Origin of the sequence: Agrobacterium tumefaciens (assembly GCF_005221325.1) — a bacterium.
In the GTDB taxonomy this organism is placed as follows: Bacteria; Pseudomonadota; Alphaproteobacteria; order Rhizobiales; family Rhizobiaceae; genus Agrobacterium.
On sequence record NZ_CP039889.1, the window covers coordinates 998512 to 1017020 of the forward strand.

General features: G+C 60.0%; 16 protein-coding genes and 1 pseudogene. 9 read left to right on the forward strand and 8 right to left on the reverse strand.

From position 1 onward, the window contains the following. The first annotated feature begins 42 nt into the window (after positions 1 to 42). From gap to CFBP5499_RS19510, 4 genes and pseudogenes are all read left to right on the forward strand, one after another. Positions 43 to 1053, forward strand: coding sequence for a type I glyceraldehyde-3-phosphate dehydrogenase (gap, locus tag CFBP5499_RS19495; RefSeq protein ID WP_080829178.1), 1011 nt, complete (start codon positions 43 to 45; stop codon positions 1051 to 1053). Between the two features lie 316 nt (positions 1054 to 1369). Continuing rightward, positions 1370 to 3231: pseudogene (locus CFBP5499_RS19500) on the forward strand (potassium/proton antiporter). A 67-nt stretch (positions 3232 to 3298) separates the two neighbouring features. Then, the gene (locus CFBP5499_RS19505) at positions 3299 to 4501 is read left to right on the forward strand and encodes a phosphoglycerate kinase (protein WP_080830184.1); all 1203 of its coding nucleotides are present in this window, start codon (positions 3299 to 3301) and stop codon (positions 4499 to 4501) included. A 191-nt stretch (positions 4502 to 4692) separates the two neighbouring features. Then, positions 4693 to 5718, forward strand: coding sequence for a class I fructose-bisphosphate aldolase (locus CFBP5499_RS19510; RefSeq protein WP_080829176.1), 1026 nt, complete (start codon positions 4693 to 4695; stop codon positions 5716 to 5718). Positions 5719 to 5775: 57 nt separating this feature from the next. Here CFBP5499_RS19510 and CFBP5499_RS30110 read toward each other — a convergent pair whose 3' ends face one another. Beyond that, complete coding sequence (locus CFBP5499_RS30110) at positions 5776 to 5931, reverse strand: hypothetical protein (RefSeq protein ID WP_173989009.1); 156 nt, start codon at positions 5929 to 5931, stop codon at positions 5776 to 5778. Positions 5932 to 6067: 136 nt separating this feature from the next. Here CFBP5499_RS30110 and CFBP5499_RS19515 point away from each other — a divergent pair, with 136 nt between their 5' ends. From CFBP5499_RS19515 to CFBP5499_RS19525, 3 genes are all read left to right on the forward strand, one after another. Further along, positions 6068 to 7357, forward strand: coding sequence for an MFS transporter (locus CFBP5499_RS19515; RefSeq protein ID WP_080829175.1), 1290 nt, complete (start codon positions 6068 to 6070; stop codon positions 7355 to 7357). Beyond that, positions 7354 to 7545, forward strand: a complete 192-nt coding sequence (locus CFBP5499_RS19520) for a DUF1192 domain-containing protein (protein WP_080829174.1) — start codon at positions 7354 to 7356, stop codon at positions 7543 to 7545. Before CFBP5499_RS19515 ends, CFBP5499_RS19520 begins: the two co-directional genes overlap by 4 nt. Positions 7546 to 7946: 401 nt before the next feature. Beyond that, complete coding sequence (locus CFBP5499_RS19525) at positions 7947 to 8462, forward strand: DUF1465 family protein (protein WP_137066436.1); 516 nt, start codon at positions 7947 to 7949, stop codon at positions 8460 to 8462. A 152-nt stretch (positions 8463 to 8614) separates the two neighbouring features. On the opposite strand, the gene rpmE is transcribed toward CFBP5499_RS19525, so the two are convergent. Continuing rightward, positions 8615 to 8836: a 50S ribosomal protein L31 gene (gene rpmE / locus CFBP5499_RS19530; protein ID WP_003506183.1), complete on the reverse strand. Its 222-nt coding sequence runs from the start codon at positions 8834 to 8836 to the stop codon at positions 8615 to 8617. A 260-nt stretch (positions 8837 to 9096) separates the two neighbouring features. Between rpmE and CFBP5499_RS19535 the strand changes: the two genes are divergently transcribed. Then, positions 9097 to 10896: an ABC transporter transmembrane domain-containing protein gene (locus CFBP5499_RS19535; RefSeq protein ID WP_080829173.1), complete on the forward strand. Its 1800-nt coding sequence runs from the start codon at positions 9097 to 9099 to the stop codon at positions 10894 to 10896. A gap of 1 nt (position 10897) precedes the next feature. On the opposite strand, the gene CFBP5499_RS19540 is transcribed toward CFBP5499_RS19535, so the two are convergent. The 6 genes from CFBP5499_RS19540 to CFBP5499_RS19565 all read right to left on the reverse strand — a co-directional run bounded on the left by CFBP5499_RS19540 (position 10898) and on the right by CFBP5499_RS19565 (position 17616). Then, positions 10898 to 12541 carry an FAD-binding dehydrogenase gene (locus tag CFBP5499_RS19540; RefSeq protein WP_080829172.1) on the reverse strand — a complete coding sequence of 548 codons (1644 nt, stop codon included), beginning with the start codon at positions 12539 to 12541 and terminating at the stop codon, positions 10898 to 10900. An 89-nt stretch (positions 12542 to 12630) separates the two neighbouring features. Next, positions 12631 to 13662, reverse strand: a complete 1032-nt coding sequence (locus CFBP5499_RS19545) for a peptidoglycan -binding protein (RefSeq protein WP_080829171.1) — start codon at positions 13660 to 13662, stop codon at positions 12631 to 12633. Between the two features lie 2 nt (positions 13663 to 13664). Beyond that, entirely contained in the window at positions 13665 to 14687 is a 1023-nt protein-coding gene (locus CFBP5499_RS19550; RefSeq protein WP_080829169.1) for a flagellar motor protein MotA, read from the reverse strand. 201 nt (positions 14688 to 14888) lie between these two features. Further along, positions 14889 to 15689, reverse strand: a complete 801-nt coding sequence (locus CFBP5499_RS19555; RefSeq protein ID WP_080829167.1) for an inositol monophosphatase family protein — start codon at positions 15687 to 15689, stop codon at positions 14889 to 14891. A 164-nt stretch (positions 15690 to 15853) separates the two neighbouring features. After that, on the reverse strand, positions 15854 to 16954 hold the full coding sequence (locus tag CFBP5499_RS19560) for a tetratricopeptide repeat protein (protein WP_175416829.1): 1101 nt from the start codon (positions 16952 to 16954) through the stop codon (positions 15854 to 15856). 8 nt (positions 16955 to 16962) lie between these two features. Continuing rightward, positions 16963 to 17616, reverse strand: a complete 654-nt coding sequence (locus CFBP5499_RS19565) for a thiamine phosphate synthase (RefSeq protein ID WP_080829164.1) — start codon at positions 17614 to 17616, stop codon at positions 16963 to 16965. A 104-nt stretch (positions 17617 to 17720) separates the two neighbouring features. Here CFBP5499_RS19565 and CFBP5499_RS19570 point away from each other — a divergent pair, with 104 nt between their 5' ends. Beyond that, the gene (locus CFBP5499_RS19570; protein WP_080829163.1) at positions 17721 to 18485 is read left to right on the forward strand and encodes a sulfite exporter TauE/SafE family protein; all 765 of its coding nucleotides are present in this window, start codon (positions 17721 to 17723) and stop codon (positions 18483 to 18485) included. The last annotated feature ends 24 nt before the right edge of the window (positions 18486 to 18509 follow it).

Genomic DNA, 18509 nt, shown 5'->3' on the forward strand with positions numbered 1-18509 from the left:
TTCCGCATAGACCAAGCACATATCTTGTTCGGGAGACTGTAAATGACTGTAAAAGTTGCCATTAACGGCTTCGGCCGCATCGGCCGCAATGTTCTGCGCGCCATCGTCGAATCCGGCCGTGCCGATATCGAAGTCGTTGCCATCAACGACCTCGGTCCGGTTGAAACCAACGCCCACCTGCTGCGCTACGATTCGATCCACGGCAAGTTCCCTGCCGAAGTAAAGGTCGAAGGCGACACGATCATCGTTGGCGGCGGCAAGCCGATTAAGGTCACGGCCGTTCGCGATCCGGCAACCCTGCCGCACAAGGAACTCGGCGTCGATATCGCTCTTGAGTGCACCGGCATCTTCACCGCCCGCGACAAGGCCGCCGCTCACCTGACAGCCGGCGCAAAGCGCGTCATCGTATCCGCTCCCGCTGACGGCGCTGACCTCACGGTCGTCTTCGGCGTCAACGACGACCAGCTGACGAAGGACCATCTGGTCATTTCCAACGCCTCCTGCACCACCAACTGCCTTGTACCGGTCGTGAAGGTTCTCGACGACGTCATTGGCATCGACCATGGCTTCATGACCACGATCCACTCCTACACCGGCGACCAGCCGACGCTGGACACCATGCACAAGGATCTGTACCGCGCCCGCGCCGCAGCCCTGTCCATGATCCCGACGTCCACCGGTGCAGCCAAGGCCGTTGGCCTCGTTCTGCCGCATCTCAAGGGCAAGCTGGACGGCACGTCGATCCGCGTTCCGACCCCGAACGTTTCGGTCGTCGACTTCAAGTTCATCGCCAAGCGCGACACGACTGTTGAAGAAGTCAACGAAGCGATCAAGGCTGCTTCCAACGGCAAGCTGAAGGGCATCCTCGGCTACACCGAAGAGCCGCTGGTCTCCCGCGACTTCAACCACGACAGCCATTCCTCGATCTTCGCGATCGACCAGACCAAGGTCATGGAAGGCAAGTTCGTCCGCGTTCTGTCCTGGTACGACAACGAGTGGGGCTTCTCCAACCGCATGTCGGACACGGCCGTCGCATTCGCGAAGACCATCTAACGAAAACGCATCGATCGATGCAGGTCCGGCGGGAGCAATCCCGCCGGATTTTTTATTCTCGATTTTCCTCCTCTATGCCGCCAAGTTTTCAATTTCCTGCCTTTGTCTGGTCCATTTTGAGACTGACAACAGCGACAGGGATAACGGTCGTGCGCAATGCACTTCGGCCCTGCCGTATCTTTCGATACACCCCGCCTTGCGTCGCCTTTCAACGCCACCAAGCCAGCGCTGACAGACCGCAACCCGTGGCGCATTGACTGCGAACGTGCAGAGCATTCATTGCGGCGGCCAATGCGGTGTGAAAGAGGCGGTGGACGTGGAATCATTTTATCTTCTGTTGCTGGTCGCAACTGTTCTGGTTCTCGTCGCGGCCTTTTCCAGCCTCATCGCCTTCCGCTTCGGCGCGCCGCTGCTGTTGCTCTTCCTTGTCATCGGGCTTGCGGCGGGCGTGGATGGCCTCGGCATCGAATTCACCAACAATCCGCTCGCCTATATGCTCGGCTCGCTCATACTTGCCGTCATCCTCTTCGATTCCGGCTTCGGCACCTCCCTGCAATCCTTTCGGCTTTCTGCGGCACCCGCCGTCGCGCTCGCCACCGTCGGCGTCATCCTCACATCCGTGTTCTTCGCAGGCGCAGCCGCCCTGCTGCTCGGGCTTTCCTGGCTGGAGGGCCTGCTGCTCGGCGCCATCGTCGCCTCCACGGATGCGGCGGCCGTGTTCTTCCTGCTGCGCATCGGCGGCATCCATATCCGCGATCAGGTGCGCTCGACGCTGGAGGTGGAGTCCGGCACCAACGATCCGATGGCCATCTTTCTCACCGTTGCGCTGGTCGAGATCATCGCCAAGGGTCAGGGTCTGGCCGGCATCGACAGCGGTTTCCTGCTGCTCTTCGTCGAGGAAATGGGGCTTGGCCTGATCTTCGGCCTGCTCGGCGGCGTCATGATCGCCACCGTCGTCAATCGCTTCGCCGCCGACCGCGGGCTGGCGCCGATCTTCGTGCTGGCACTGGCGCTGCTCGTTTTCTCCTTCACCGGCGCGATCGGCGGCAGCGGTTGGCGGTCTATGTAGCGGGTATCGTTGCCGGCAACCGCAGGATCTTCGCCAAGGAGACCATCCGCCGTTTCCACGAGGGGCTGACCTGGCTTGCCCAGATCATCATGTTCCTGATGCTCGGCCTGCTCGCCACACCGTCGCAATTTCCGGCGATCGCCATTCCGGCCGTGCTGCTGGCACTTTTCCTGATCTTCGTCGCCCGCCCGCTCGCAGTGTGGCTGAGCCTCATGCCGTTCAACTATACCCAGCAGGAAACCTCCTTCGTGGCATGGGTCGGCCTGCGCGGCGCGGTTTCCATCCTGCTCGCCATCATGCCCATCCTCGGCGGGCTGGACGATGCGCAGATCTATTTCAACGCCGCCTTCATCATCGTTCTTGTATCGCTCCTCGTTCAGGGTTGGACCATCAAGCCGGTGGCGACAAGGCTCGGGCTGATCGTGCCGCCGCGTATGGGCGAGGTCGACAAGCTGGAGGTCGATCTTCCCGGCACTGCCAATCACGAGTTGATTTCCTACCGGGTCGCCAAAGGCAGCGCCATCATGCAGGGCGAGCGCATTCCCCGCTGGGCGATGCCCTCGCTGGTGGTGCGCGACGGCAAGTCGATCCGTTATCAATATGCCGGACGCCTGCGTGAAAACGATCTCGTCTATCTGTTTATCGCACCCGGCTATATCAGGCTGCTCGACCGGCTGTTTGCAAGCGCGCTGCCGGTCGCGGATGACGACGCCGATTTCTTCGGCACCTTCGCGATCTCGCCCGCCCGTCCGGCAACGGAACTCGATGCTGCCTACGGTCCCGGCATCATTTCGCCGGCTGAACACGCCATGAGCATCGCAGAACTCATCGAGGCACGCCTTTCGGGCAAGGCGGATTATGCCGATCGGGTGCGTCTCGGCTCCATCGTTCTGATCGTTCGGGCGCTGGACGAACATGAGGCAATCACAGGCGTCGGCATCTCGCTTGAGCCTGTCGAACCGGCCATCGGCCTGCCGATATTCATCAGCTTTTCGGAAATTCTCCGCCGTGCGCGCACGCATCTGGCACAACGGCGTCAGTTGCGTTCCGCCGATGCCAGCGAGAGCGTTTCCGCACCTCCGAAGACGGTGACAGAAAATGAGGCCTGACCGGCTTGCGTCGTCAATCAGGCATAGTATGGTCCGTGCCGAACTCGCAACAAATCAGGATCGACCCATGCCCGCTTTCAAGACCATCGACGACCTTAACGACATTGCCGGAAAGCGCGTTCTCATCCGCGTTGATCTCAACGTGCCGGTCGCGGATGGCAAGGTGACGGACGCAACCCGTATCGAACGCGTTGCGCCGACCATTTTGGAACTCTCCGCAAAAGGCGCAAAAGTCATTCTGCTCGCCCATTTCGGCCGCCCGAAAGGCGAACCTGTCGCTGACATGTCGCTCTCCCAGATCGTCCCCGCCGTCGAGGACGTGCTGGATCATGCCATATCCTTCGCAACCGACTGCATCGGTGCCCCAGCGGCGGATGCGGTCGCGAAAATGAACGACGGCGATATTCTGCTGCTGGAAAACACCCGCTTCCACAAGGGCGAAGAAAAGAACGATCCCGCCTTCGTCGAGGCACTGGCCGCGAATGGCGATATCTATGTGAACGACGCCTTCTCCGCCGCCCACCGCGCCCACGCCTCCACTGAAGGCCTGGCGCGGCATCTGCCCGCCTATGCCGGCCGCACCATGCAGGCCGAGCTTGAGGCGCTGGAAAAGGGCCTCGGCCAGCCCGTTCGCCCGGTCGTCGCCATCGTTGGCGGCGCCAAGGTTTCGAGCAAGATCGATCTCTTGATGAACCTCGTCAAGAAGGTCGATGCCCTCGTCATCGGCGGCGGCATGGCCAACACCTTCCTCGCCGCCCGCGGCACCAATGTCGGCAAGTCGCTCTGCGAGCACGATCTGGCAGAAACCGCAAAGCAGATCATGATCGAGGCGGCGACATCCGGCTGCGCCATCGTCCTGCCGGAAGACGGCGTCGTCGCCCGCGAATTCAAGGCCGGTGCGGCCAATGAAATTGTCGATATCAACGCCATTCCCGCCGATGCCATGGTTCTCGATGTCGGCCCCAAATCGGTTGAAAGCATCAAGGCCTGGATTTCGCGGGCGGAAACACTGGTCTGGAACGGCCCGCTCGGCGCCTTTGAAATCGAACCCTTCGATGCGGCAACCGTGGCTGCGGCAAAACACGCCGCCGAATGCACCAAGGCCGGCAAGCTCATCTCCGTTGCCGGTGGCGGCGATACTGTCGCAGCACTGAACCATGCCGGCGTTTCCGACGATTTCACCTATATCTCGACAGCGGGCGGCGCCTTCCTCGAATGGATGGAAGGCAAGGAATTGCCGGGCGTTGCCATCCTGACCGCTGCCAAGTAAACTCATTTCACTTGCCTGACACGAGGCCGGACAAGCCCTGCTTGTCCGGCCTTGCTTTTTGGTAAGTGGCACCGGGAGGAAAAGTTTCAAACGATTGAAATCATTTCAATCGTTTCAATGAGTTAGCGTGCCATTTCCCTGCCCTGGAACTTCTGTTATCGGGAATTTATTGTGCCTTGGGAGAATAGCAAATGACCGAACGTCTCGAAGACATTGCCATCAAAATGGTTGCCGACGGCAAAGGCCTGCTCGCCGCCGACGAATCCACAGGAACGATCAAGAAGCGTTTCGACAGCATCAATCTGGAATCCACCGAGACTGCCCGCCGCGATTATCGCGAAATGCTGTTCCGCTCCGACGACGCCATGAAGAAGTACATCTCCGGCGTCATACTTTACGAAGAGACCCTGTTCCAGAAGGCTGCCGATGGCACGCCTTTCGTTGACATCATCAAGGCGGCCGGCAGCCTGCCGGGCATCAAGGTGGATATCGGCGCCAAGCCGATGGCCTTCCATCCGAGTGAATTCATCACCGAAGGCCTCGACGGCCTTTACGAGCGCCTTCGCAAGTACCATGAGGCCGGCGCCCGCTTTGCAAAGTGGCGCGGTGTCATCACCATCGGTGAGCAGCGTCCGAGCTGGGGCTCCATCAAGGCTAACTCCCAGTCGCTGGCCCGTTACGCAGCTCTCTGCCAGCAGGCGGATATCGTGCCGATCGTTGAGCCTGAGGTTCTGATGGACGGCGAGCCGGGCACGCATGACATCGACCGCTGTGCCGAAGTCACGCAATGGGTTCTGCAGACCGTGTTCGCGGATCTGTTCGATGCCCGCGTGAACCTGGAAGGCATGATCCTCAAGCCGAACATGATCATCGACGGCAAGAACGCTCGCAAGGCGTCCGTTGAGGAAGTGGCGGAAAAGACCGTCAAGGTTCTGAAGGCGACCGTACCGACTGCCGTGCCGGGCATCGCCTTCCTTTCCGGCGGCCAGTCCTCCGAAGAGGCGACGGCGCATCTCTCCGCCATGAATGCCGGTTACGACCTGCCCTGGTCGCTGACCTATTCCTACGGTCGCGCCCTTCAGGATACCGCCCTCAAGACCTGGGGCGGCAAACCCGAGAATGTCGCCGCCGGCCAGCGCGCCTTCACGCACCGCGCCGCAATGAACAGCCTTGCGGCCAAGGGCAACTGGAAGCTGGAACTCGAAAAGGCCGCATAAGGCCCTTCGACAGGCAGTCAAAACAATCAAAGCCGCCCCCGATGGGCGGCTTTTTCTTTACGGCCGCAGAAGCAGCGTCACCGACCAGATGACAAAGGCGGCAACCGCAATCTTCCAGCAATCGCCTCTTTTCTTGAGACCCGGCAGGCCCAAAGGCCGGATGATCTGGATCACCATTGCCAGCAGTAAAAAAAGGCCGATCGCCTTCGTCATTTATTGAGCCTTTTCTTTATTTCTGCATCGTCACAGGCTGGACATTTTTACCGTTCACCAGAAGAGTGCAACTCATTCGGGTAAACCCGTTCAATAGCCTGTCCGATCGTCCGTCCGAAAGCATGAGAGTGTCTTCATGAGCAGAAATCTTCTACCTGTATTCGCTCTTTTATCCAGCACTCTGTTTCTTTTTCTCGGCAACGGCCTTCAGGGCCTCATCCTGCCGGTGCGCGGCTCCGCGGAAGGTTACTCCAACGAGATTCTGGGCTTCCTCGGCACCTCCTGGGCGGCAGGCTTTGTCATCGGCTGCTTCGTCGCCCCCGCCATCGTGCGCCGTGCGGGGCATGTGCGGGCATTTGGCTCGTTCGTAGCACTGATCTGCCTGACGGTGCTGATGACCGGCCTCGTCGTCGATGACGTCTGGTGGATCACGCTGCGCGCCCTCACCGGCTTCTGCACGGCCGGCACCTCCATGATTATTGAAAGCTGGCTGAACGAACGCGCGACCAATGAGAGCCGCGGCATGATCTTTTCGCTTTACATCGCCATTACGCTGCTTGGCGTCGTGGCGGGGCAGATGATCGTGCCGATGGGCGATGTCAGCAATACGTCGCTGTTCATGATCTGCGGCATCATCTATTGCATCGCTATTCTGCCGGCGACGCTTTCCAAGGCTGCCAGCCCTCAACCGTTGCAGAAGGTCAGCCTGGATTTACCGGCGCTCTACCGCAACTCACCGGTCTCCTTCGTCGGCATCCTGATGATCGGCATCGCCAACGGTGCTTACGGCACGCTCGGCGCCGTCTTCGGCGCAAGGGCCGGGCTCGACCCGACCATGATCGCCATCATGGTTTCCGTCACGATCTTCGTTGGCGCACTCGCGCAATTTCCCGCAGGCCGCCTTTCGGACCGGATAGACCGCCGTTACGTGCTGGCCGGACTGGCGGGGCTTGGCGCGATCGCCGGTCTCGCCGTCGCTGCCGTGCAGCCGCATAATGTCTACGTGCTCATTCCCATGATCGCGGTTTACGGCGCGGCGGCCAATGCGCTCTATCCCATTGCCGTGGCCCATGCCAACGACTTCGCGGCATCGGAAGACTTCGTCAAGGTGTCGGGCGGGTTGTTGCTGCTTTACGGCATCGGCACCATCATCGGCCCGACTCTCGGCGGTGCTGTCATGACCTATTCCGGGCCTTACGCGTTATTCTTCGTGACGGCCGTGGCCCATGTGCTGATAACGGCCTATGCCATCATCAGAAGCCGTCAGCGCGCCGCCCTTTCGACCGACGAAAAGGACAATTTCTCGACGATGATGCCAACGACGCCCTCGCCGCTCGTCACGCCGGAAAGCATTGCGCTTGATCCGCGCGCGCCGCAATATCCAGGCGACGACGGCGACTATGTGGAAAAAGGAGCAGGCATATGAGCCTCTTTGATGATGATCGTCCGCAAAAACCCCTGGCACATGAGATCGGCAGTGATCTCAGCCTTCTTTCGGTGGACGAGTTGAGTAACCGCATCGAACTCCTGCAGGCGGAAATCACCCGGCTTGAAGAAGAGAAAAACAGGAAGTCCGCCGGCAGGCAGGCGGCGGAGAACCTGTTTCGCTCCTGACGGGCAGGCTTTAAAAGCTATAGCAATACCCTCAAGCGACAGATTGCGCGCACAAAAGCTAACCGGATTAAAGATTCTGGCGCAGTCTTTCGTTTACCATTAACCAAAAATTAAGCTTTCTGAGAGATTACTATACATGTCCAGTTCTTCTGGACCTCAGGCATCTTCTCCATACGGCGAATTGGTCTGATTTTTCTCCCTGTTTTACCTTGAGAGCCGCTTTCGCGGCTCTTTTTTTGCCGGTCGCCGGAATTCGTAAAACTGTGGGTATTAACCCTTCTTTAATAATTGCCTTGCGCATTTCAGGTAAAGATACCATCCTGAAAACACTAAAGGCCGGAACAAAATATCCGGGTCGTCGTTGCCTGACAGTGTGGTGCGTGAGCAGGGATTTAAAGAAAATGTCGGAACAGGTTTTAAATACCATAAGCTTTGCGGGTCGCGCGGCTGCTTCCAACCAGTTCAAGTCCCTCTATACCGAAGGCATGACCTTGGTCGAGGAAACGGCGAGCTATCTCGATGGTGCCGGTCGTACGGCTTCCAAGGTTCTGCCGCGCATGGCCTCCGTGCTTTACGCAGCGGAATCGATGCGCCTCACCACCCGCCTGATGCAGATGGCATCCTGGCTGCTTTTGCAGCGCGCCGTCAACAATGGCGAAATGACCCGTGACCAGGTCCTCAGCGAAAAAAACAAGGTGCGGCTCGACAGCTTCAACGTTGACCGCAACGCGCCGGGCTGGAACGATCTGCCGGAATCCTTCCGCGACCTCATCGAGCGGTCGCTGCGCCTCCAGAACCGCGTTGCCCTGCTCGACCGCGAAATCTATCGCCCGGCCGAAGCAGCCAAGGTGCCGGACAACGAAAACAGCGTACAAGCGCAGCTCAACCTGCTACGCACGGCTTTCTCGATCAACTGAGAAAAGACGACTCTATCCGGACAATTTGAAAAGCAGGCTCACCGGCCTGCTTTTTTGTTTTGGCCGTAAAGTGATGTGTACGGCCACGAAAACCAGGCAACAAAAAAGCCCGGTAAAACCGGGCTTTTTTAAACGATCCGTCCGCAAGTGGATCAGAGGCCGAGGCCGCCGAAACGCTTGTTGAACTTGGAAACGCGACCACCGCGGTCCATAAGCTGCTGGTTGCCGCCCGTCCATGCCGGATGGGACTTGGGGTCGATTTCAAGGTTCATGACTGCGCCTTCCGAACCCCAGGTAGAGCGGGTTTCGTATTCGGTGCCATCGGTCATGACGACCTTGATCGTGTGATAAGCGGGATGGATATCAGCCTTCATGACAATCTTCCTGGTTAAGTGACGTGCGGTCCATTTGCCGCAATTGCGTCAACTGAGCCATTTCAATAAATGAAGCCATAGACCAGATGGGCTATGGCTTCCCAATTCGATGCGGAGCCTATACATGAAGGTCGCCCAGATAACAAGAGCCTGCTATCCCCTTGTGAAAGGAGATGGCCACAGGGGCAGGAATTTTACCGCGCGCCGGAAATTCACCCGCAAAAGGCCGAAAACGGCACTGAACGAGGAGTATAGACGACGTGGCAGACATTGACGAGCAGAAAGCTGCGAAACAGAGAAACCTGAAGCCGCTTCTTGGCCTGTTTCCCTATCTCAGGCGCTATCGCGGCCTGATGGCGGCAGCCCTTTTTGCGCTTGTGCTTTCCTCCGCCACGACTCTCGCCCTGCCGCTTGCCGTTCGCCGCATCATCGATCACGGTTTTCAGACGCCGGATGGCGGCATGATCAACAGCTATTTCGCCGTGCTTCTGGCGATTGCCGTCCTTCTCGCGCTCGCCAGCGCCATGCGCTATTATTACGTGATGACCATCGGTGAAAGGGTCGTTGCCGATCTGCGCCGTGATGTCTTTGCCCATCTCACCACCCTGTCGCAGCAGTTTTTCGATGCCAACCGTTCGGGCGAACTGACCTCGCGGCTGACCGCCGATACGGTGCAGATCCGTTCCGCCTTCGGCTCCTCTGCTTCCGTGGCGCTGCGCAACATCATCATGTGCTGCGGTGCTGTTGTGATGATGATCTATACCAGCCCCGGCCTTTCCGGCCTTGCCCTGCTTGCCATTCCCTTCATCGTTTTTCCGCTGATCGCTTTCGGGCGGTCTGTTCGTGCCCGCTCCCGCAACACCCAGGACACATTGGCCAATTCCGCCGCCTATGCTTCGGAAACGATCGGGGCGAGCCGCACCGTGCAGTCCTTCAACGCCGAGGCACTGGCGAATGCCCGTTACGGCGCCTCCGTGGAGGCCGCCTATCAGGGTGCGCGTGCAGCGATAGGCGCTCGGTCCATTCTCACCGCCGTCGCCATCGCGCTCGTTTTCGGCAGCGTTGTCGGCATTCTCTGGTATGGCGCGCAGAGCGTTTTGTCCGGCGGCATGACGGCGGGTACGCTCGGGCAGTTCGTCCTTTATTCGGTCATCGCAGCAAGCGGCCTCGGCCAGCTCTCGGAAGTCTGGGGTGAACTTGCACAGGCGGGCGGCGCGGCAGAACGGCTTTCCGAGCTGCTGAACGAGCGCTCGCCCGTCGCCGAACCGACGACACCCGTTTCGATGGTTCAACCGCCGCGCGGCGAGGCAGAATTCGAGAATGTCGGCTTCATTTATCCGCTCGCAACCGGTGGCCCGGTTATCTCCGGCCTCACCTTCAAGGTTAGTGCCGGCGAAACCGTTGCTATCGTCGGCCCTTCCGGTGCAGGCAAAAGTACGGTCTTTTCGCTGCTGATGCGGTTTTACGATCCGCAACAGGGCCGCATCACGGTCGATGGCACCGATATCCGCGGTGTCGGCCTTGCCGATCTGCGCGCGCGCCTGTCCATCGTTCCACAGGATGTGGCGATATTCGCCTCCTCCATCCACGATAACATCGCCTTTGGCCGGCCGGAGGCAACACGCGAGGAAGTCCGCGCTGCTGCCATCGCCGCACAGGCCGACAGCTTCATCGCCAGACTGAACGATGGGTATGACACGCAGGTGGGAGAACGCGGCGTCACGCTTTCCGGCGGCCAGCGCCAGCGTATTGCCATTGCCCGCGCCATCCTGCGCAACGCCCCGATCCTGCTTCTGGACGAGGCGACATCAGCGCTCGATGCCGAGAGCGAAACGCTGGTGCAAAAGGCGCTCGATGAGCTGATGAAAACCCGCACCACCATCGTCATCGCCCACCGCCTTGCCACCGTGCTGAAGGCCGATCGCATTCTGGTGATGGATGAAGGCCGTATCATCGAGGAGGGCACGCATCAGAGCCTCATTCGCCAGAATGGCCTTTATGCAAGGCTCGCCCGACTACAATTTCAGACTGGACCGGACGAATTGCGCGCCCACGCCTGATCTACGCCAGCACCTTGCGTCCCGCAACGCGGCCCGAAAACAGGCAGCCGCCAAGGAAGGTGCCCTCCAGCGCATTATAACCATGCATGCCGCCGCCACCGAAACCGGCCACCTCACCGGCGGCATAAAGGCCCGGCACCGGCTGACCAGCCGCATCCAGCACCCGCGCCTCAAGGTCGGCATGCAGGCCGCCAAGCGTCTTGCGCGTCAGCACATGCAGGCGCACGGCAATCAACGGTCCCTTTGTCGGATCAAGCAGCCGGTGCGGTTTTGCCGTCCGCATCAGCCGGTCACCGAGATAACGGCGCGCGCCATGGATTGCCGTTACCTGCGCATCCTTGCTGAAGCCGTTTTCGATTTCGCGGTCACGCGCTTCTATCTGCCGGCGTATGTGATTGATGTTGAGCCGATTGCCACTGACAGCATTCATTCCCGCCACCAGTTCCTCCAGCGTGTCGCGAACGACGAAATCCTCGCCCCGCTCCATGAAAGCCCGCACCGGCCCCGGCGGCTCCTTGCCCAGCCGCTTCAGCAGCAGCCGCACATCCTTGCCCGTCAGATCAGGATTTTGCTCAGAGCCTGAGAGCGCGAATTCCTTCTTGATGATCGCCTTGGTCAGAATGAACCAGCTATGGCCGCTGCCGCGCTCGCCCAGCATCTTCAGCGTGCCGAGCGTATCGAAACCCGGCATCGCGGGCGCATCGAGCCGGTTGCCATCCGCATCGCACCAGAAGGATGAGGGACCGGGCAGAATACGGATACCGTGGTTCGGCCAGATCGGATCGTGGTTTTTCACGCCCTCGGTATAGTGCCACATGCGGTCGCGATTGATGACGGCTCCGCCTGCCGTCTCGGTAATGCCGATCATGCGGCCATCCACATGGGCAGGCACCCCGCAGACCATCTCTTCAGGAGGTTTACCCAATCGCTCCACTGGCCAGTTGCGCCGCACCAGTTCCTGATTGCCACCGATGCCGCCGGAACTGACGATGACCGCGGAGGCGGAAAAATGGAAGTCGCCCTCAGCATTACGGCTGCTTTTTTGACCACGAAGAACCGGATCAGCGGCGAGCACGACGCCGGAAATGCCAGTGATCCGGCCGTCGGTCGTTTCCAGACGATCGACCTGATGGCGGAAGCGGAAGCTCAATCGACCGCTTGCCGCCATCTCCTGCGCTTTCCTGACGAACGGCGCCAGCACTCCAGGACCGGTGCCCCATGTGACATGAAAGCGCGGAACGGAATTGCCATGCCCATGGGCGAGACCACCGCCGCGCTCAGCCCAGCCGACTACGGGAAACCAGCGCATGCCCATGCGGTGCAGCCATTCGCGTTTCTCGCCGGCGGCGAAATCGAGATAGGCCTCCGCCCAGCGGCGCGGCCAATGATCCTCGGGGCGATCGAAACCGGCCGACCCAAACCAGTCCTGCCTGGCAAGATCGAGACTATCGCGCACCCGCATCCGGCGCTGCTCGGGACTATCGACGAAAAACAGCCCACCCAGCGACCAGAAGGCCTGGCCTCCGAGATTTTGCTCTCCCTCCTGATCCACAACACAGACGCTGAAACCACGCTCAGCCGCCTCGGTCGCCGCCACCAGCCCGGCAAGCCCCGCGCCGACGACAATCACATCATAGCCTTCCATCAGCCCCTCCCAGATATGACGGAATTACTTTTACGCGAACGTAAATTTACTTTCGCCAGAAGGCAACGGCCCATGATGAGGGCCGCGATTCAGCGCTCGGTGAGCTTGAGTTCGATGCGGCGGTTCTGCTGGCGCGCTTCCGGTGAGTCACCTTCGGCAATCGGTTGATATTCGCCGAAACCGGCAGCAACCAGCCGGTTTGCCGGTACGCCCTTGGAAATCAGGAATTTCACCACCGATGTCGCGCGGGCGGAGGAAAGCTCCCAATTGTCGCGGTAGCGGCCGGAACCGGTAAGCTGGACATTATCCGTATGGCCATCCACGCGCAGCACCCAGTTGATCTCCGCCGGAATTTCCTTGGCGAGATCGAGCAACGCGGTCGCCAGCTTCGCCATTTCCGCCTGCCCTTCCGGGTTGAGGTCGTTGCCGCCGGAGGGAAACAGCACCTCCGACTGGAAGACAAAACGGTCACCGACGATACGGATGTTTTCGCGGTCGGAGAGGATTTCACGCAGCCGCCCAAAGAAGTCCGAGCGATAACGGTTCAGCTCCTGCACGCGCTGCGCCAGCGCGACATTGAGGCGACGGCCTAGATCGGCGATCTTGACCTGGGACGAGGTATCCTTGGCCTCCGATGCCTGCAGGGCGGCTTCGACGGAAGCGATCTGCGCCCTCAGCGCCGCGATCTGCTGGTTCAGCAATTCGATCTGCGCGGAGGCGCGCGAATTGGCCTGCCGCTGCTCATCCAGTTCACCGGTCAGACTGCCGATCCGGGCATTGGCGCTGGCATTGTTGCCCGAACCCGCATCGAGAAGCGACTGCAGGCGCGAACGCTCGTTTTCCGATGCCGCAAGTGTGGATTGCAGGCTCGCCAGCGCGTCCTCGATATCCTGCTTGTTACCTTTTTCCAGGGCCAGAAGCTCGGTCAATTCGGCAATCTGGCTGTTGAGGCGGGTCAGCACCTCGTCCTTGCCGGTAATTTCCCGCGACAGCACGAATTGCGCCAGCACGAAAACCGTCAGCAGAAACATGATGGCCATGAGCAGCGTCGACAGCGCATCGACGAAACCCGGCCAATAATCCACACCCCTGTCGCGGCGGCGGTTGCGCGCAAGCGCCATGGCTACTCGCTCCCGTTATCGTGCCGGGTGCGTCCGGGGGATTTTGTGTCCGCGTCGATCCGCATCGACAGCCGGTCAAGGGTGCGGCGGAGCGATTTCGATTCCTCCTGCTGCGCCTCAATCCAGTCACGCAGCATCTGCTGTTCGCTGCGCATGTTCTTGACGAGGCCCTGAATGCCTTCGGCAAGGCTGGTCATGGCCGCCAGCGAACGTTCGGTGCTGACCATGGCGCCCGGCTCAGCGGCTTTGAACTCCCTCGGTCCCTCCACTGAAGTATCCGTTACCGAGGACAGCCAGTTTTCGAGCTGAGTATAAAAACGGTTCTGGGCGCGGCCGGCCTGAAGATCGAGGAAACCGAGAATCAGCGAACCCGAAAGACCGAGCAGGGACGAGGAAAACGCCGTTCCCATGCCCGCAAGCGGCGCGGTGAGACCGGCCTTGAGCGAACTCAGAATATCATTGCTGTCGCCTGCACTCGGATCGAGCGACTGGATGACATTGCTGATGGCGCCGATGGTGCCGATCAGACCCCAGAATGTGCCGAGCAGGCCCAGAAACACCAGCAGGCCAACGAGATAGCGCGATGTGTCACGGGATTCATCAAGGCGTGTGGCGATGGAATCGAGGATAGTCCGCTGCGTGACGGTGGACAGCCGGACTTCGCCGCTCTTGCCGATCAGCGTGCTCATCGGCGCCAGCAATTTTGGCGCGCGGCCGACCTTTTCGACGCTGCCGGCGGCGCGGAAAGCATTGAACCAGCGGACTTCCGAACGCAGGCTCATGGTCTGCGTAAACACCAGAATGATGCCGATGGCGAGCACACCGAGAATGAAGCCGTTGAGCCCCGGATTGGTCATGAAGGCGGTGTGCGCCTGCCGATAGAGAATGGCCGCCAGAAAGCCGACGAGGATCAGAAACAGAACCATCGTCCAGAGAAAGGGTGTGGGGCTGGACAGCTTGTGGCTGTATTGCCGCGTGGTCACCGGTTTCTCAACACCAAGATCGAGCAGCTCCGAATCCGCCATAACGTTCGCATTCCCTCTGGTCACGTAACAAGCGGAAGCTATTTGAAAATTGCGACGATTTGAAGCGAAAAGCCGGTCTTTCGTCACAGGCATTTCAGGAAACTGGATGAACAGCCGGCAACGGAAAACGAAAACGCCCGGCGAAAATTCGCCGGGCGTCTGAAACTTGCTGAAAATGGCAGGTTATCTGCCGAATACGCATCAGCGACCCGGCACCGGGCGGTTGGCGACCTCAACAAGTGCCTTGTGGATATATTCGTTACCGGCAGCAACGCTGCCGGTGCCGAAGATATCCGCGCCGCCCTTGGCATCGGAAGCGAAGCCACCGGCTTCACGAATCAGCACCAGACCCGCCGCCATGTCCCAGGGCGAAAGGTCGGCTTCCCAGAAACCGTCGAGACGGCCCGCGGCAACATAAGCGAGGTCAAGCGCTGCCGCGCCCATGCGACGAATGCCTGCGGCCTCGCCCATGACGTGGCGAAGCTCGACCAGGAACTTCCCATGATTGCCACGACCAAGATGCGGCACACCGCAGCCGATGACGCAATCGGTCAGCGCCTTGCGTGCGGCAACACGGATGCGGCGATCGTTGAGGAACGCGCCGCCGCCGCGCTCGGCGGTGTAGAGTTCGTCGGTGGCCGGGTTGAAGATCACGCCGGCAACAACTTCGCCGTTCCGCTCCAGCGCAATGGAAACCGCGAAATGCGGAATACCGTGCAGGAAGTTGGTGGTGCCATCAAGCGGATCGACGATCCAGCGATGCGCGCCATCAGTGCCCTTTTCCTCGCCGCCTTCCTCGCCCAGGAAGTCGTAGGTCGGGCGGGCCTTCATCAGCTCCTCGCGCACGATCTTCTCGGCCTTGAGGTCTGCCTGAGAGACGAAGTCGCTCGGTCCCTTGACCGAAACCTGAAGGTTCTGCACTTCACCGAAGTCACGCGACAAAGACTTACCCGCCTTGATGGCGGCCTGAACCATGACATTGAGAAGGGCTGAACGGGCCATCGATGTTGTTTCCTGGAAAGCTTGCGAACCGCCCGAAGCGCAACGGGCAGGCACGTCATTATTTTCTTGAATTGAAAGTTTGCGGTTCAAGACCACAAAACGCGCGGAAATTCAAGGCAAAAAGCCTGCATGAGAATGTCGGCGGCGAAGGAAAGGCGGTTGCATCACGTCGGGCGGAAACGATTTGCCGCTTCGATCGCCTTTTTCTGCTGCTCGTCGGTGATGCCGAGATAGAAGTCCTCCAGCCTCGGATCCTTCAAACCGGCGCGGCGGGAAAGCACATACCATTTGGCCGCCTCCACAGGATCCGGCCGGGTGCCGAGCGCCTGAACGTAAAGATGCGCCACCTTGTTCTGCGCCACAACATTGCCGCGCTGCGCCGCACCGTAAAGCCAGCGGAACCCCTCATCCAGATTGCGCTCACCGCCGAAACCATTGACGAGCCAGACGCCGAGATCGACCTGCGCCGTATCATAACCCGCCTTTGCCGCCCGCATCAGCCAGTCCCGCGCCTTGGCCTTTTTCTCGGTCGGCACATCCTTGACCGACCAGTAGATCTGCGACACCGCATATTGCGCGTCGGCAATGCCCTGCTCGGCGGATTTTTCATAGAACGGCAGGGCCATCAAGAGCCCCTTGGCGCCGGGATTTTCTGAAACCAGAATCTGGCCCCAGTTGAACTGGGCAGAGGCATTGCCTGCTTCCGCCGCGCGCCGCATGAAATCGTCAGCCTTCGCTTTGTCGCGGGTGACGAATTTGCCTTCCATCAGGATCAGCGCGAATTTGAACATGGCGACGGGATCGCCACCCTCAGCCGCCTGCTGATACCAGAAAGCGGCAGTCTTTTCGTCGCGGGCGATGCCGAGGCCACGCGACATCATTTCCGCCACCAGCGTCTGCGCGGATGCATCGCCGTTCTGCGCGCGGGTTAGCGCCTTGTCGAGCGCCTGCACATATTCGCCGCGCTGGAAATGGCCATAGGCTTCGTCCACCCGGCCCTTGAATTCCTTTTCCGGCGGCAGGGCCGGCAGATCCGCGCCCATGCGCTGATAGACGTTGACGCCGGAAGACGGCTCGAGATCCTTCTGTTCTTCCGATTGCACCCTGCCCTGACGGGTAGGCTGGGCCTCATTCTCCAACTGGCGGGACAGCGCATTGCTTTCGTTCTGCGGTCCCGATTGGGCAAAGGCGACACCCGCAGGCGCGCCAAAAGCGAGCGCCAGCAGCGAAACGGAAAAACAGAGAGGAACCGAGCGCATGAACATCGCCTGTATCAACCGCCAAACCGTGGCGCTTTTTCGTCAAGCAAAGCGTTGATTTCGGAAACGGCCTGGGCAGCGCCGGACGCGTTGTCGAAAACACCGCTGCGCATCGCCACGAACTCCACGCCGGTTTCAGAAACGGCAACCACCGACGACAAATCCGTGCCGCCCATGACGATGGCCGGGATTTCGATCATCGACGCCCACCACTCGCCAAGCGCCAGATTTTTGGGATGCGCCTCCGGCTTGATGTCGCCTTCCAGCTTTCCAAAAAAGACGTAGTCCGGATTGGACTCACCCATTTCCAGCGCCTTGTGGCGGTCATCGGCATTGCCGCCGCCGACAATCAGCTTCGGCGTGAAGTTTTCCACCGCCTCGGCAAGCGCCTCGGCATTGCCTCCCACATGCAGGCCATCCGCCTTCGCCCGGCTAGCCGTGCGGCTGTCGCCAGCGATGAGGGCGGCCGCACCCGCCGCCTGGACGATCGGGACAATCAATTCCGCCCATTTCTGGAAAGCGGCGTCATCCAGACCGTATTGCGGAATGATGACCGAAGCGACATCGCCGCCTCGCAATGCGTCTTCCACCTCTGTCACCTGCTTTTGCGCATCGTCCGCTTGCGGAACGATCAGGACAAGGCGGCAACGGTCTTCAACAATGCTCATCGTTTCGTCCATTTCAGGCAGAGGACGCTTATCGCGCGATCTGCACTCGTTTTCATATGACAAATCCGATAAACCGGACCGGCGAAAGGATCAACCATACATCCATGCTGACCGATTTTCATTTTTATCTCGTCGCCATTCCCGCAGTCGTGCTTGTCGGCCTTTCCAAGGGGGGGCTTGGCGGCGCACTGGCGCTGATGGGCGTGCCGCTGATGGCGCTTGCCGTTTCGCCAGTGCAGGCGGCGGCGATCTTCCTGCCGATCCTGATCGTCATGGATATCGTGGCGCTCTTCGCCTGGCGGGGGCACAATCACCGGGAAACGCTGCTCATCATGCTGCCCGGCGCAATCGCCGGCATCGCGCTCGGCTGGGCAACGTCCAGCCTCATTTCCGCAAACGCCATGCGCCTTGTCGTCGCCTCGGTCACAATCCTGTTCGTGCTGCGTTATTTCTACGAGAGCTTCAAAAGCCGGAGGGGTCAGGAGATTCCGGCCAAACCGCAAAGACCCGCGGCCGCAACGCTCTGGTCGAGCCTCTCGGGTTATGCAAGCTTCGTTGCCCATGCGGGCGGTCCGCCTTTCCAGATCTATGTTCTGCCGCTGAAGCTCGATCCAAAGACCTATACCGGCATGAGCGTGCGTTTCTTCGCCATCATGAACGCGATCAAGCTCATCCCCTATTTCGCGCTGGGGGCTCTCGACGCCACCAACCTCAAGACCTCGGCCAGCCTGCTGCCGGTAGCAATGCTCGCGACGCTCGCCGGCGCAAGGGTAGTGAAATATCTGAAACCATCAGTGTTTTACCCGCTCATGTATTCCATGGCGTTGATTGCGGCGCTGAAGCTCCTGTGGGACGGGCTGCCGTTCTAGATCCGGCAATAAAAAGCTCTGGCA

Excerpts from the sequence above, each read along its gene's own strand:
- gap (WP_080829178.1), top strand. The coding sequence starts at position 43 with ATGACTGTAAAAGTTGCCATTAACGGCTTCGGCCGCATCGGCCGCAAT.
- CFBP5499_RS19505 (WP_080830184.1), top strand. The coding sequence starts at position 3,299 with ATGCCCGCTTTCAAGACCATCGACGACCTTAACGACATTGCCGGAAAG.
- CFBP5499_RS19510 (WP_080829176.1), top strand. The coding sequence starts at position 4,693 with ATGACCGAACGTCTCGAAGACATTGCCATCAAAATGGTTGCCGACGGC.
- CFBP5499_RS30110 (WP_173989009.1), bottom strand. The coding sequence starts at position 5,931 with ATGACGAAGGCGATCGGCCTTTTTTTACTGCTGGCAATGGTGATCCAG.
- CFBP5499_RS19515 (WP_080829175.1), top strand. The coding sequence starts at position 6,068 with ATGAGCAGAAATCTTCTACCTGTATTCGCTCTTTTATCCAGCACTCTG.
- CFBP5499_RS19520 (WP_080829174.1), top strand. The coding sequence starts at position 7,354 with ATGAGCCTCTTTGATGATGATCGTCCGCAAAAACCCCTGGCACATGAG.
- CFBP5499_RS19525 (WP_137066436.1), top strand. The coding sequence starts at position 7,947 with ATGTCGGAACAGGTTTTAAATACCATAAGCTTTGCGGGTCGCGCGGCT.
- rpmE (WP_003506183.1), bottom strand. The coding sequence starts at position 8,836 with ATGAAGGCTGATATCCATCCCGCTTATCACACGATCAAGGTCGTCATG.
- CFBP5499_RS19540 (WP_080829172.1), bottom strand. The coding sequence starts at position 12,541 with ATGGAAGGCTATGATGTGATTGTCGTCGGCGCGGGGCTTGCCGGGCTG.
- CFBP5499_RS19545 (WP_080829171.1), bottom strand. The coding sequence starts at position 13,662 with ATGGCGCTTGCGCGCAACCGCCGCCGCGACAGGGGTGTGGATTATTGG.
- CFBP5499_RS19550 (WP_080829169.1), bottom strand. The coding sequence starts at position 14,687 with ATGGCGGATTCGGAGCTGCTCGATCTTGGTGTTGAGAAACCGGTGACC.
- CFBP5499_RS19555 (WP_080829167.1), bottom strand. The coding sequence starts at position 15,689 with ATGGCCCGTTCAGCCCTTCTCAATGTCATGGTTCAGGCCGCCATCAAG.
- CFBP5499_RS19560 (WP_175416829.1), bottom strand. The coding sequence starts at position 16,954 with ATGTTCATGCGCTCGGTTCCTCTCTGTTTTTCCGTTTCGCTGCTGGCG.
- CFBP5499_RS19565 (WP_080829164.1), bottom strand. The coding sequence starts at position 17,616 with ATGAGCATTGTTGAAGACCGTTGCCGCCTTGTCCTGATCGTTCCGCAA.
- CFBP5499_RS19570 (WP_080829163.1), top strand. The coding sequence starts at position 17,721 with ATGCTGACCGATTTTCATTTTTATCTCGTCGCCATTCCCGCAGTCGTG.